Origin of the sequence: Streptomyces sp. 549 (genome assembly GCF_030124175.1) — a bacterium.
GTDB lineage: Bacteria > Actinomycetota > Actinomycetes > Streptomycetales > Streptomycetaceae > Streptomyces.
The window spans coordinates 197,755-210,496 of the sequence record NZ_JASKMT010000005.1; the positions used below are offsets into that span (position 1 = coordinate 197,755).

The following is a 12,742-nucleotide window of genomic DNA, read 5'->3' on the forward strand; positions in this document are numbered from 1 at the left end:
GGCACCGGGCGCGCTCGCGCCGCGGCTCCTGAGCGGTTCGGTCGGTGGACAGGCGTCGAGTACGGCCGCACTGATCCGTCAGTCATCGGACCCTGGGGTCCGGCGGCTGCAGGCGTTGGCCAGTCCGTGCACCTCGGTGGCGACGGAGTCCCAGGCACGGGCGGGAAGCTCGTGGCCGACGTTCGGCAGGACGACGAGCCGTGAGCCGGGGATTCTGGAGGCGATCGACTGCGCCGCACTGGGCCTGATGAGGGGGTCGTCGGCTCCGTGGAGCACCAGCGTGGGCCGGTTGACGGCGTTGATCGGCGGACCGTGCCACTGGGCGCCGATCTGTCGGCTCTGGGCCTGCCTGTCCTGGAGACCGCTGTCCGCGTTGCGCTCGGCTGCTTCCCGCGCGGCCACCTCGTCGAAGGAGCGGTTCGGCGAGGCGAGGAGACGGGAGACGGCGACACCGGCCGCGACCGCCCCGTCAGGGGTGTCCGGATGCTTCAGGCGGGCGAACTTCGCCAAGGTCCCCAGCCGGATGTACCGCAGGGCCCGCAGGCCCGAGACATCTCCCGGCACGGCGCCCATCGTTGTCAGCGAGCGGACACGGCATGGATGCCGGAGAGCCACCCGCTGCACCACGGCACCGCCGAGTGAGACACCCAGCAGATGCGCCGACCGCCACTCCAGGGCGCTCATCACCGCGACGGCGTCATCGGCCATGTCCTCGGCCGTGTACGCCTCGCCGCGTTGGGCGAACAGCGCGGACAGGGGGCTGCGGGTGCCGGTGGGCGGCAGGTGGGTCGACTCGCCACCGTCGCGCTGGTCGTACCGGGCCACCGCGAAGCCCCGGGCGGCCAGCGTCAGGCACAACCCGTCCGGGACCCACAACCGGTTGACACCCAGACCGGTGACCAGCAGAAGCGGCTCGCCGTCGGCCCCTTCGGTCAGCGAGTCGAAGGCCAGCCGCACCGCCCCGTTCTCGGCCCGGCGAACCGGGCTCCACAGCCCCGGATGACCCGAAATCGACGTAGACACCAGACCTCCTTAGAACTGCGACCGATGTTCGCAGTTCTAAGCTAGGGGACGCACCGTGGGAAGACAAGGGCAGGTGGGCGAGTGGGCCAGGAACCTTCGGTCGTCTGGGCGCGGCCCGAGCGCGGCACCCGCGGTCCGGCGGCTGTACACAGCCGCCGGGAGTTGACCGCCGTCGCTGTCGAGCTGGCCGATGGGGGCGGCCTGTCAGCGGTGTCGATGCGCCACGTGGCCAAAGCCCTCGGCACCGGCCAGGCGTCCCTGTACCGCTATGTCGCCGGCCGCGAGGACCTGCTCGACCTGATGGCCGACGCGGCGACCGGTGAGGTCGACCTCGGCGTCCCGCTCGACGGAGACCCCGTGGCGGATCTGGCCGCCCTCGCAGCCAGGACCAGGGCCGTCCACCTGCGGCACCCCTGGCTGTCCGAGATGCCACCGGACGCTCTGCGGCTCGGCCCCCGCAGCCTGGACTACCTGGAGTACGCGCTGCGGGCGATGGCCGCCGTCCGGCTGCCGGGTGGGACCAAGACGGAGATCGTCGCCCTGATGAACGCCCTGGTCACACAGTTCGCCAGGGTGGAACTCCAGAGCCGCCTCGTGGACTCCGACCGAAGGACCGCGCAGATCGCCTACCTCAGCCAGGTAGCCGCTCAGGGAGATCACCCACGTCTGGCGGCCGCGATGGCCGACCGCACCGCACCCGAGCCCGCGGACAGCCCCGAGGCGCTGTTCGAGCACACGATGCGCCGGGTGCTCACCGGTCTTCTACCACCCGGACCCGCTTGACGAACGCCTCGTCCGTCCCACCCCGCGGACCGAGGTATACACCGGAGACAGGGAGACTCCGGGCCCCGCGCGGGATTTCACGGACAGCCCGTGGCTTCGCGGGCAGCATGGGCCCATGCAACTCCCCGTTCATGCCCTCGCGAGCACCGCGCTGATCGAGGTCATCCGCATCTCCGCCCTCCCGGACGAGCCGGGCGACCCGTATCCCGGCGAGGTGGTCGCGCACTGGACCGGGGATGCGGTCACCCGTGCTCTCGCCCTGATCCAGACCCTGCCCGCCGTTGCACAGCACCGCTGCGGCTTCCGGCCGGGCTGGGGCATACGGGCTTACCAGGACGCCCTGGAACGGGTGCTGCTGGAGGCGGCGTTCTGCTTCAGCTGCCACGAGGTGCGCACGCACGGAACAGCCGTACCGGCAGAACTGGCCAAGCAGTTCTTCGACGCGGACTCGCCGCCGGGCCGGGCCCTGCTCGCCCTCTTCCGTGACGCGCCCCCTCGCCTCCCGACCCGCTGAGCAGAACCCCGCGCCGCCGCTCGTGCGCGGCGGGGCGTCGGCCGCAGGGGCGCGGTAATTGGCTGTCGCGGTCCGCGGCAGTGTGTTTGACTCCTCAGCGTGACCGGACTCAACGATCCCGCGTTCTTCGACCGCTACGCCCACGAGTACGACTCGGGGCACGTCCAGGACCCGGCGCCGGCCGTCGGGTTCCTCGCCGATCTGGTGCCACCGGGCGGGCGGGTTCTGGAACTCGCGATCGGCACCGGCCGGCTGGCACTCCCCCTGGCCGCTCGCGGATTCGCACTGGAGGGCATCGAAGGCTCACCCGCGATGGTCGAGCAGCTCCGGGCGAAGCCCGGCGGCTCGGAGATCCCCGTGACGATCGGCGACATGGCGGAGGTGTCCGTGGACGGCCCCTTCCAGATGTCCTACCTGGTGTTCAACACGCTGTTCAACCTGCCAAGCCAGGCCCGGCAGGTCGACTGCTTCCGCAACGTCGCCGAAGTCCTCGCGCCCGGCGGGTTGTTCGTGGTCGAGTGCTTCGTCCAGGACCTGACCGAGTTCGACCGCCACCAGCGGGTCGCCACCCGTTCCCTGGCCGAGGACTCGGTGAACATGGAGTTCCTGCTCCACGACCCGGTGACTCAGGCGGTCACCTTCCAGCGGGTGACGTTCGACGCGCACGGCACGACACTTCGGCCGCTGCGGCTGCGCTACTGCTGGCCGAGCGAGCTGGACCTGATGGCCCGGCTCGCCGGGATGAGCCTGCGCGAGCGCTTCGCCGACTGGGACCGCAGCCCGTTCACCGCAGACAGCCGCAGCCACGTCTCGGTCTACGAGAAGGCGTGACGGGGGCCGGGCTCAACCTTCGGACTGTCCCCTCGATCGCCGCGGCGGGACGCCCTGGAACGCCCCGCTCGGAGTGGGGGTGGCCCAGCAGCGCTAGTGCATACGACGGAGGGGCGCCCCCGGCGGACAGACCGGTCGCATGCCCACGCATCGACGGACGACAACCGACGCGCCGCCTGGATAGGTTCTGCCCGTACCGCGTCGGCGCGGGCAGGCCACGGACCACGGCCGCCGAGCCCGGACCGGCGCCCACGCAGAGGGTGGCATCCGAGCGAACGATCCCGACGCGCGTGCCGCGTCGGGTGCCGCCCGGCATCCCGAAGGGGGAAGAACCGCATGCGATCGAACCTCTTGGCAAAGTCACTCGTCAGCGTCACCGCCGTGGTGGGACTCACCGCCGGCAGCCTCGCGGGGGCGGGCACCGCTCTCGCGGCGCCCCAGAAGGCCGCACAGCCGCCGGTCAGCTCCGAGGCCGTCGCCCCGCAGGCAGTGGTCAACCTCGGCCTCAGCGCCGCCCAGGCCCGGAACGTGCAGCGCTGGCTGACCCGTCACTGGGGCTACACCGGGGCAATCGACGGACAGCTCGGCACCAACAGCTGGAAGGCGTTCCAGCGCAACCTTAGGACCCACTGGGGATACACCGGCGCCATCGACGGCGTCGTCGGAAGCGGCACGGTGTCCGCCCTGCAGCGCCTACTGAAGGCGGGCTGGGGTTACACCGGTGCGATCGACGGCATCGCCGGCTCCGGTACCCAGGCCGCGTTCAAGCGGTTCGCCAACGCCCTGGGCTGACCCCGACCGCTCCGGGCGGGCCCCCTCGGGGGTCCCGCCCGAGCCGCTCCGCGGGTCGTCACGAGCGGCGGCGCGGCTTTCCGGTCCTGCCGGGCTTGCCGCCCTTGCCGCCTGCGGAGCCGCGGGCACCCTTCGCGCCGGACCTGGTGGCGGAGCCGCCCCGCTGCTTGCCGCCCTGCGCGCCTCCTGTGCTGCCGCCCTTCCTGCCGCCCTTCCCGGTCCGTTCCGCCTTGGGCTGCGGCGGGGTCGGCCGGCGGCCCCGGGTGCTGTTGACGGTGCGCCCACGGACGACGCCGATGAAGTCCTCCACCAGCTCGGTGGTGCGCTCCTCGGGCCAGGAGAGGGCCACTTTCGACTCGGGGGCGTCCAGCAGCGGGCGGTAGGTCAGGTCACGGCGGTGGTGCAGCCGGGCCAGCGACTGCGGCACCACCAGTACCCCGATGCCTGCGGCCACCAGCTCCACGGCGTCTCCGGTGGTGGCCGGCCGCTCCAGCGCGGGACGGCCCGGCAGACGCTCCCACTCCAGCAGGTCGTCCAGCGGGTGCAGCACGATGTCGTCGGCGAGGTCCGCCACGGTCACCTCGTCGGCCGCCGCCACCAGGTGGTCCTTGGGGACCACGACAACCGTCGCCTCTGTGTAGAGCGGGATGGCGCTGAAGTAGTCGCGGTCGACCGGCAGGCGGACCAGGCCGGCGTCCGCCTCCCCCGCGCGCAGCACCTCCTGGGCCTCTGCCGGGGACGCGGCGACGAGGTGCAGCGGCACCTCGGGGTGCCGCTCGCCCCAGACGCGCACCCACTTCGAGGGCGTGACCCCTGGGACGTACGCGAGCCGGAAGGAGGTCTGTGCTGCCGGGTCTGTCACGCCGCAAGGCTACCGGCACTGGTCGGAGGCGGCGCGCACGCTCGATACCCTGGACCCATGACGTCGCACCAGACCACCCAGACGATGAAGCCCGCCACCGCGGCGAAGAAGCTGGGTGTGTACCTCGAGGCCACCCCCGCCGAGTTCCAGGAGGGTGTCGTCTCGCGGGCCGAGCTCAACGCCCTCCAGGCCGATCCGCCGGAGTGGCTCCAGGAGCTGCGCCGCAACGGTCCGCACCCGCGGCCGGTGGTCGCGTCGAAGCTGGGCGTCTCCATCTCCGGCCTGGCGCGCGGCGGCGTGACCGAGCCGCTCACCACCGAGCAGATCGAGGCGCTGAAGAGCGAGTCGCCCGAGTGGCTGCAGAAGGAGCGCGCCACCCAGGCCGAGGTGCGCAAGGAAGCGGTCCGCATCAAGGAGAAGCAGTCCGCCGAGGCCCGCGAGGAGTCCTGACCGGCGGCCCCGCCTACGCGGGGTCCACCTGTTCGTCCGCGACCCGTCCGGTACTCACCGGGCGGGTCGCTTGTCGTGCCTGTGCGGTGAGTACCGGACGGGTCGCGGCGAGCCTGCTTCACCGGGCGGCGAGGTGCGGGCCGAGCCAGCCGAGCAGGTGCGGCGTGTCGTGGGTCAGGGTGGAGAAGTGCACGCCCAGCGGCTCGTCCTGCGGCACCTCGCCTGCGGCGTACCGGCGGTACTCGACGGAGTGGCCGCTGTCCTTGTTGGTCAGCCTCAGTTCCTCCACCAGCGTGTCGGTGCCCCGTTGCGGGGCCGGCGGGTCGGCGCGCACCAGCAGGTCGTCGGCAGCCTGGCTGATGCGGGCGGGAACGGAGACGGTGACGTTCGGGTTCATCGCGTCGAGCTGCGCCTCGAAGCGCTGCTGGTCCTCTGTGGGCTGGGCGGGGTAGTCGCCCTTGAACTGATCGGTGCCCCGCAGCCGTCCCCAGGAGTCAGGCTCGCCGAGCCCTGCCGGGCAGCGCCGGTCGACGTGGGGCCACAGGGCGTAGGCGGCGGCCGACAGCACGCGGTGCGGGCGGATCGCCGGGTCGCCGCCCATGGCGCCGCTGAGCAGCAGCGGGGTGAGGGCGGGTCCGCCCGCGCCCCGCGCCGGCAGCCGGGCGGTGGCGCGGACCTGGTCGAGCAGGTGGTTCGCCGGAGCCACCGCGGCCACCGCCCGCAGGTCGAGGTCGGGCCAGGCGGGAGCGTGGTGTGCGGCGAACAGCACCCCCTGTCCTCCCTGCGCGTGGCCGACGAGCGCGAACCGGTGCGACACCTGCTCCGGGAAGAGGTGCCGGGCGGTGCGGACGATGTCCAGCACGGCCGCCGCGTGGGAGGCGCCCAGCATGTACGGGTGACGGCCTCCGGTGGTGCCCAGGTGCTCGTAGTCGCTCATCACCACCGCCCACCCCTGCCTCAGGAAGGCGTTGAGCAGGGTGTGCGGACTGGCGTTCGCCGCGTGCGCCCGCGAGCGCAGGTCGTTCCGGGAGGGCGCGCACAGGTCGGCCACGCCGACCGTGCCGTGCGCCCAGCTGACCACCGGGAACCCGCCGGGCGGCGGGGACATGCGCGGCAGGGCGACGATGCCGGACGTGGCCAGCGGGCGGCCGTGCAGGTCCTGCGAGCGGTAGAGGACCAGCCAGTTGACGCCGTCGGTGAGGGCGGCCGCCGGGTTGTCCAGTCGGCGCTGGTGGATCGGGTCGCCGCAGGCGCCGCCGGGGAGGGGCGCGGGCGGGGTGTAGAAGGCGTCGCCCGCCGGGGCGTTCTCCGGCGGGTGCAGCAGCGCGGGTGCTCGGGTCACGGCGGTCTCCCTTCCGGCGGCGCGGCGCGGGAGGCGTTCCGCGGGTGCGCCCGGGTCGCGGCGGCCCGGCCGGGCCGGGACTGGCGCCAGCATGCCTGCCGTGGGGGCGTGGGGCGGCGTCCGGCGGTCAAACCCCCCGCAACGGTGATGTCGGGGCCCCGGAACGCCCCGTGAGTCGAACACCGGACCTACCCTCGCACGTGCGTGCGCGCGGCAGCGCGCCCCCGCCGGAGCGACCGTTATGGATCCGTTGGGCAGACGAATGGGACATCGCACCCCGAAACGGCGGGTGTTGGCAGGATGTCAGCGCAGGCGGCAGCGGACCCCCGCCCGACAGGCGCATACTACGGGTAATGAAAAAGACTGCCGCAACCCGGCGCCACCTGCCCACCAGCCCCTTCAAGGTCCCCGTTGTGCCGCCGCTCGAGCAGTACGCGGTGGGCAACCGGGTCACCCACGACGTGCACGGCCTCGGCCGCGTCATCGGTATCGAGGACGAGGTCGCCGTGCTGGTCGACTTCGGTTCGACGCAGAGGAGGATCACCACCCCCTACAGCAAGATGAGCAAGCTCTAGGGGCTGCCGCGCCGGCCTGGGCTCCACCGGGCCGGGCACGCCCCCTCCAGCGGCGCGACACCCCTACCCAGCGACGCCACATCTCCCTGCGGTGTCACATTCCTGCGGGCTGTGTCGTCCTGGTGGCATGAGGATCGCCATCGCTGGAGGAACAGGAACCCTCGGCCGCCGGGTCGCCGCAGAACTGGGCGCACGCGGTCACGAGGTGCGGGTGCTGAGCCGCAGCGCCCCCGAGTACCGGGTCGACCTGACGACGGGCGCCGGGCTGGACGAGGCGCTGCTTGGCGTGGACGCCGTGGTGGACGCCAGCAACAACGCGTCCACGAAGGGTGCCGCGCGGACCCTGGTGGACGGCTCCCGGCGGCTGCTCGCCGCAGGTGAGGCGGCAGGGGTGCGCCATCACGTGTGCGTGTCGATCGTGGGGTGCGAGCGGGTGCCGATGGGGTACTACCGAACCAAGGCCGAGCAGGAACGTGTGGTCGAGCGGGGTCCGCTGCCGTGGACGCTGCTGCGGGCGACCCAGTTCCACGAGCTGGCGGCCGGGGCCGTCGCGGCCGGTGCCCGGTGGCGGGTGCTGCCCGCACCGGGAGCCCGGCTGCAGACCGTCGCCGCCGCGGAGGTGGCGGTCGCTGTCGCCGACGTGGCGGAGAAGCCCGCGGCGCGGGACCGCGTCGAGGTGGCGGGCCCGCTGGTTGAGGACGCCCGGGACCTGGTGCGGCAGTGGCTCGCCGCGACCGGGCGGCGGGCGTTGGTGGTACCGGTCGCGGTGCCCGGCGCGCTGGGGCGGGCGCTGCGCGAGGGAGGGCTCACCACCGCGCGGCCCGACGTGCGCGGCACCACGACGTTCGCCCAGTGGCTCGCGGCAGGGCATCCGTGACCGGTTCGGCGCGCCCCCGCGCCGGAGGCCGGGACGGGACCGGCGGCGGTGGAGGGCAGGAGGAGTGGGCCCGTGCCTTCGAGGAGCACCGGGCGCACCTGCTGCGGGTCGCCTACACCACGACCGGGTCGCTGGCCGAGGCGGAGGACTGCGTGCAGGAGGCGTGGCTGAGGCTGCGCTCTCTCCAGGACCCCTCGCAGGTGCGGGACCTGCGGGCGTGGCTGACGACGACGGTGGGCCGGCTGGCGCTCGACGTCCTGGGGAGCGCCCGGGTCCGCCGTGAGGCGTATGTGGGGACGTGGCTGCCCGAGCCGCTTGTCGAGCCGGCCGCGGTGGCCGACCCGGCGGACCGGGTCACCCTGGACGAGACGGTCGGCATGGCGCTGCTCATCGTGCTGGAGCGGCTCTCCCCCGCGGAGCGCACCGCGTTCCTGCTGCACGACGTGTTCGGAGTGCCGTTCGAGGAGGTGGCCGGGATCGTCGGCCGCTCCCCCGCCGCCGTGAGGCAGCTCGCCTCCCGGGCGCGTCGGCACGTGGAGCAGGAGCGGCCGCGTCGGCCGCCGACCCGGGCCGAGCAGCGGGCCCTGGTGAGCGCGTTCGCCACCGCCTGCGGCACAGGGGACCTGGACGGGCTGCTGGCGCTGCTCGACCCGGAGGCGGTCTACCGCAGCGACGGGGGCGGCCGGGTCAACGCGCTGCGCCGTGTCGAACGCGGCGCGGACCGGGTGGCGCGGGTGCTGCTGGCCTACGCCAGGCGACCGCCCACCGGGGTGTGGGAGGCCGAGGTCAACGGGGCCCCCGGGCTGCTGGTGCGCGACGCCGACGGGGTGCTGTCGGTCATCGCGTTCACGGTGTCGGCGGGCCGGTTCGTCGCGGTCGACGTGGTGCGCAACCCGGACAAGCTGACATCCGTGTCCCTGGCGGAGTAGCCCGGCCGTCGCGCGCCCGGCACGACCGGCCTGGGCGCGTGGTCGGCGACCCGTCACGTCGTGCCGGTCGGCACTCCGGTGGCGGTGCAGGCGGCGGCCAGTCGCCTCACGCCCGCCACCAGGTCGGCCTCGCTCGCGGCCGAGGCGATGCTGAGCCGCAGGAACGGGCCCGGCGGCTCGGCGGCGAAGTAGGGCCGGCCGACGGTGACGGCCACCCCGGCGAGGGCGGCGGCCGCGGCGAGCGCCGACTCGTCGGTGCCGCCCGGAAGCCGCAGCCACAGGTGGAAACCGCCGTGCGGCACGTGGGCGGGGGCGAGCGCGGGCAGTTCCGTGCGCAGGGCGGCGACGGCGGTGGTGCGGCGGGACCGCAGTCCGGCGGCCACCGCCCTCAGGTGGCGCGGCCAGGCCGGGGCGCCCACGAGTTCCAGCGCGGCCTCCTGGAGCGGGCGGGGCACGAAGAAGCTGTCGACCACCTGGATCGCGCGCAGGCGTTCCATGACGGGCCCGCGTGCCGCGAGCGCGCCGACGCGCATGCTCGGCGAGGTGATCTTGGTCAGGGACCGCAGGTGCACCACCACGCCGTCGGGGTCGTCCGCGGCCAGTGCTGGAGGGAGCGGCGCGGCGTCCTCGTGGGCCATCCAGCGGGCGTAGTCGTCCTCGACGACGAACGCCCCGGCCGCCCGGGCGACCGCGAGCACCTCGGGTCGGCGTGCGGCCGACAGCACGGCTCCGGTGGGGTTCTGGAACAGCGGCTGGCTGACGAACACCCGGGCGCCGGTCCGCCGGAACGCGTCCGCGAGCAGGTCGGGCCGCACCCCGTCGGCGTCGATGGGCACCGGGACCGGTCGCAGCCCCGAGGCGCGGGCGACGGCCAGCATGCCGGGGTAGGTGGGCGACTCCACGAGTACCGGCGCGCCGGGCGGCGCCAGGGCGCGCAGCGCGGTGGTGATGGCGCTCTGGCCGCCGGCGGTGACCAGGACCTGGCCGGCGCCGACTGTGCCGCCCGGTCCGCCGATCTCGCGCGCGAACCAGGCCCGCAGGTCGGTGACGCCGTCCAGGGGCGGCAGGTCCCAGACGCCGGGCCGGCGGCCGGCCCGGGCGAGGGCGGCGGCCAGCGCGCGTTCGGGCCGCAACTCCTCCGGCAGGTAGCCGCCGTTGAGCGGGATCGCGCCGGCCGGTCCCGGGGTGAGGGTGGCGAGCAGGCCGGAGGCGTCCACGGTGCGCGGCACCTGGTCGGGTGCCGCCTCGGCGCTGAGGCCCACCTCCTGCCAGGAGGTGTCGCCGGGCGACTTGCCGAACGCGGCGGGTTCGGCGGCACGGAAGGCGCCGGCTCCCGGCCGGGTGACCACCCGCCCCTCGGCCACCAGCGCGGCCAGGGCCCGGGAGACGGTGACCGGGCTGACGCGGAACCGCTCGACCAGGGCGCGGCTCGACGGCAGTCGGCCACCGGCCGGGTAGCGGTCCAGCTCATCGCGCAGGGTTTTCGCCAGTTCCGCGACACTGCTACTGTCTTTCATGAAGGTCAAAGATAGCGCTACTGCTCGTGGACCGATAGCGGTCCCCTCCGCCTCCCCGCACACCGAGCCGCCCGTGCCGCCGGTTCTCCGGGGCACCGTCCTGGCGGTGCTCGGCGTGACCGCGTTCTCCCTCACCTTTCCCGGCACGGCCTGGGCCCTGGAGGGCTTCGGCGCCTGGTCGGTGACCGGGCTGCGCATGCTGCTGGCCGGACTGCTGGCGCTCGGCTGGCTGCTCGCCGCGGGCGCCCGGCTGCCCGAGCGCCGCCACCGCGTCCCTCTGCTGGTGGTGGCGGGCGGCGTCGTGGTGGGCTTCCCCCTGCTGACCACGATGGCGCTTCGCACGTCCAGCACCGCGCACGCGGCCGTGGTGGTCGGGCTGCTGCCGCTGACGACAGCCGCATACGGGGCGTGGCGGCACCGGGTCCGGCACTCGCGCACCTTCTGGGCGGCGGCCGGAGTCGGAGCGGCGGTCGTCGTCGGCTTCGCCGTCCGGGAGAGCGGGGGCGGCCTCACCGCCGGGGACCTGTTGCTGTTCGGTGCGCTCCTGGTGTGCGCCGCCGGCTACGGCGAGGGCGGCCGACTGGCCCGGGAGCTGCCGGGCTGGCAGGTCATCGGCTGGGCGCTGGTGCTGTGCCTGCCGGTCGCCGCGGTGCTGACGGTGGCCGCCCTGGCCGCGGAGCCGGTGGCGCCGACCGGACGGGCGGTGGCCGGGCTGGCGTGGCTGGTGGTCGGCTCGCAGTGGCTGGGCCTGATCGTCTGGTACCGCGGCATGGGGCTGATCGGCGTCGGCCGGGCCAGCCAGCTCCAGCTGGCGCAGCCGCTGCTGACGCTGGTGTGGGCGGTGCTGCTGGTCGGCGAGACGCTCAGCCCGCTCGCGCCGGTCGCCGCCGTGGCCGTGCTCGCCTGCATCGCCGTCACCCAGCGCTCCGGCCGGTCGGGATGAACCCCACCCGGTGGGAGGCAGGCTGCCTCCCACCGGGTGGGGTTCATCCGCGGGTGCGGTAGTGGTCCCGCACCACCTGGCTCATCGCGCCGATCGGGTCGGCGCTGACGCCCTTCGCCGAGAAGAACACGTTGCCCTTCACCTCCGGGTGGCGGCGGCAGTGGTGGAGGTGCCGGGAGAGCTCGGCCGGGTCGTGCCACGGCTCGGGCTGGCCCGCGGCGGCGACCTTGTACAGGGCCTCCCCCACGTACAGGTCGACGCCGGTGCCCCGCACCACCTCGCTCCACCAGGCGACCAGTTCCGCGTAGTCCGCGGGCGCGAAGCCCAGATGCCAGTAGACCTGCGGCACGATGTGGTCGACCCACCCCTGCTTCACCCACTTGCGGGTGTCGGCGTAGAGGTCGTCGTAGGTCTGCACGCCTCCCCGGGTGTCCGAACCCAGCGGGTCGGTGGAACGGTTGCGCCACACTGCGAACGGGCTCACCCCGAACCGGACCCCGGCGTGGTCCCGGCGCAGGCGCTGCGAGGTCTCCTTCACCAGCAGGTCGATGTTGTGGCGGCGCCAGGCCGCCCGTGAGGAGAACCCGCCGCCGTAGGTGCGGAAGGCCTCGCTGTCGTCGAACTGGGCGCCCGCCACGGGGTAGGGGTAGAAGTAGTCGTCCCAGTGGACCGCGTCCACGTCGTAGCGCTCCACCGCGTCGAGCATGGCGTCCTGCACGAAGCGCCGCACCGCGGGCAGGCCGGGGTTGTAGTAGAGCTTGCCGCCGTAGGCAACCACCCAGTCCGGGTGCCGCCGTGCGGGGTGCCCGTCAACGAGCTTGCTGCGGTCGGTGTGCTGGGCGACGCGGTACGGGTTGAACCAGGCGTGCAGCTCCAGGCCCCGGGCGTGCGCCTCGCGGACGGCGAAGCCCAGCGGGTCCCAGCCCGGGTGGCGGCCCTGCCGGCCCGTCAGCCACTCCGACCACGGCTCGTGGGGCGACGGCCAGAACGCGTCGGCGGTGGGTCGCACCTGAAGGATGACGGTGTTCAGACGGCAGCGCACCGCGGTGTCGAGGTGCGCCAGCAGCTGTGCCTGCTGCTCCGCCTTGTCCAGGCCCGGCCGGGCGGGCCAGTCGATGTTGGCCACCGAGGCCACCCACATGCCGCGCATCGCCGTACTCCCGCCGCCCCCGGCCGGGGGTGGCGCGTGGCCCTCGCGGGGCGGCGGGTCGGCGAGGGCGGAGCCGACCGCCAGCGGCCCGGAGAGCGCTCCGGCCGCCGCTGCGGTGAACATCCGGCGGGTGATCCGTGCCATCGTGCCCCCT

Annotated in this window: 14 protein-coding genes; 9 read left to right on the top strand and 5 right to left on the bottom strand. The window is 74.1% G+C overall.

The genetic code is table 11. The features are described 5' to 3' along the window. Positions 1-78: 78 nt before the first annotated feature. On the bottom strand, positions 79-1,023 hold the full coding sequence (locus QNO07_RS08605) for an alpha/beta fold hydrolase (protein WP_283991083.1): 945 nt from the start codon (positions 1,021-1,023) through the stop codon (positions 79-81). Between the two features lie 81 nt (positions 1,024-1,104). Between QNO07_RS08605 and QNO07_RS08610 the strand changes: the two genes are divergently transcribed. The 4 genes from QNO07_RS08610 to QNO07_RS08625 all read left to right on the top strand — a co-directional run bounded on the left by QNO07_RS08610 (position 1,105) and on the right by QNO07_RS08625 (position 3,943). Then, positions 1,105-1,806, top strand: a complete 702-nt coding sequence (locus tag QNO07_RS08610) for a TetR/AcrR family transcriptional regulator C-terminal domain-containing protein (RefSeq protein ID WP_283991084.1) — start codon at positions 1,105-1,107, stop codon at positions 1,804-1,806. 115 nt (positions 1,807-1,921) lie between these two features. After that, complete coding sequence (locus QNO07_RS08615) at positions 1,922-2,320, top strand: hypothetical protein (protein ID WP_283991085.1); 399 nt, start codon at positions 1,922-1,924, stop codon at positions 2,318-2,320. Positions 2,321-2,419: 99 nt separating this feature from the next. After that, entirely contained in the window at positions 2,420-3,151 is a 732-nt protein-coding gene (locus tag QNO07_RS08620) for a class I SAM-dependent DNA methyltransferase (protein WP_283991086.1), read from the top strand. 336 nt (positions 3,152-3,487) lie between these two features. Beyond that, on the top strand, positions 3,488-3,943 hold the full coding sequence (locus QNO07_RS08625) for a peptidoglycan-binding domain-containing protein (protein ID WP_283991087.1): 456 nt from the start codon (positions 3,488-3,490) through the stop codon (positions 3,941-3,943). A 58-nt stretch (positions 3,944-4,001) separates the two neighbouring features. Here the strand turns inward: QNO07_RS08625 and QNO07_RS08630 are convergent, their stop codons facing one another. Further along, positions 4,002-4,805, bottom strand: coding sequence for a LysR family transcriptional regulator substrate-binding protein (locus QNO07_RS08630; RefSeq protein WP_283991088.1), 804 nt, complete (start codon positions 4,803-4,805; stop codon positions 4,002-4,004). A 57-nt stretch (positions 4,806-4,862) separates the two neighbouring features. Between QNO07_RS08630 and QNO07_RS08635 the strand changes: the two genes are divergently transcribed. Continuing rightward, positions 4,863-5,255, top strand: a complete 393-nt coding sequence (locus tag QNO07_RS08635) for a DUF5997 family protein (protein WP_283991089.1) — start codon at positions 4,863-4,865, stop codon at positions 5,253-5,255. A gap of 118 nt (positions 5,256-5,373) precedes the next feature. On the opposite strand, the gene QNO07_RS08640 is transcribed toward QNO07_RS08635, so the two are convergent. Next, positions 5,374-6,597 carry a lipase family protein gene (locus tag QNO07_RS08640; protein WP_283991090.1) on the bottom strand — a complete coding sequence of 408 codons (1,224 nt, stop codon included), beginning with the start codon at positions 6,595-6,597 and terminating at the stop codon, positions 5,374-5,376. A 353-nt stretch (positions 6,598-6,950) separates the two neighbouring features. Between QNO07_RS08640 and QNO07_RS08645 the strand changes: the two genes are divergently transcribed. From QNO07_RS08645 to sigJ, 3 genes are all read left to right on the top strand, one after another. Next, complete coding sequence (locus tag QNO07_RS08645) at positions 6,951-7,172, top strand: hypothetical protein (RefSeq protein WP_283991091.1); 222 nt, start codon at positions 6,951-6,953, stop codon at positions 7,170-7,172. 127 nt (positions 7,173-7,299) lie between these two features. Beyond that, positions 7,300-8,049: an SDR family oxidoreductase gene (locus QNO07_RS08650; protein WP_283991092.1), complete on the top strand. Its 750-nt coding sequence runs from the start codon at positions 7,300-7,302 to the stop codon at positions 8,047-8,049. Next, positions 8,046-8,978: an RNA polymerase sigma factor SigJ gene (gene sigJ / locus QNO07_RS08655; RefSeq protein WP_283991093.1), complete on the top strand. Its 933-nt coding sequence runs from the start codon at positions 8,046-8,048 to the stop codon at positions 8,976-8,978. Before QNO07_RS08650 ends, sigJ begins: the two co-directional genes overlap by 4 nt. A gap of 53 nt (positions 8,979-9,031) precedes the next feature. Here sigJ and QNO07_RS08660 read toward each other — a convergent pair whose 3' ends face one another. Then, positions 9,032-10,495, bottom strand: coding sequence for an aminotransferase-like domain-containing protein (locus tag QNO07_RS08660; protein WP_283991094.1), 1,464 nt, complete (start codon positions 10,493-10,495; stop codon positions 9,032-9,034). On the opposite strand from QNO07_RS08660, the gene QNO07_RS08665 reads away from it, so the two are divergent. Next, positions 10,494-11,438, top strand: coding sequence for a DMT family transporter (locus QNO07_RS08665; RefSeq protein ID WP_283991095.1), 945 nt, complete (start codon positions 10,494-10,496; stop codon positions 11,436-11,438). The genes QNO07_RS08660 and QNO07_RS08665 overlap by 2 nt on opposite strands. A 43-nt stretch (positions 11,439-11,481) precedes the next feature. Here QNO07_RS08665 and QNO07_RS08670 read toward each other — a convergent pair whose 3' ends face one another. Further along, positions 11,482-12,732: a glycoside hydrolase family 10-like protein gene (locus tag QNO07_RS08670; protein WP_283991096.1), complete on the bottom strand. Its 1,251-nt coding sequence runs from the start codon at positions 12,730-12,732 to the stop codon at positions 11,482-11,484. Positions 12,733-12,742: the final 10 nt, after the last annotated feature.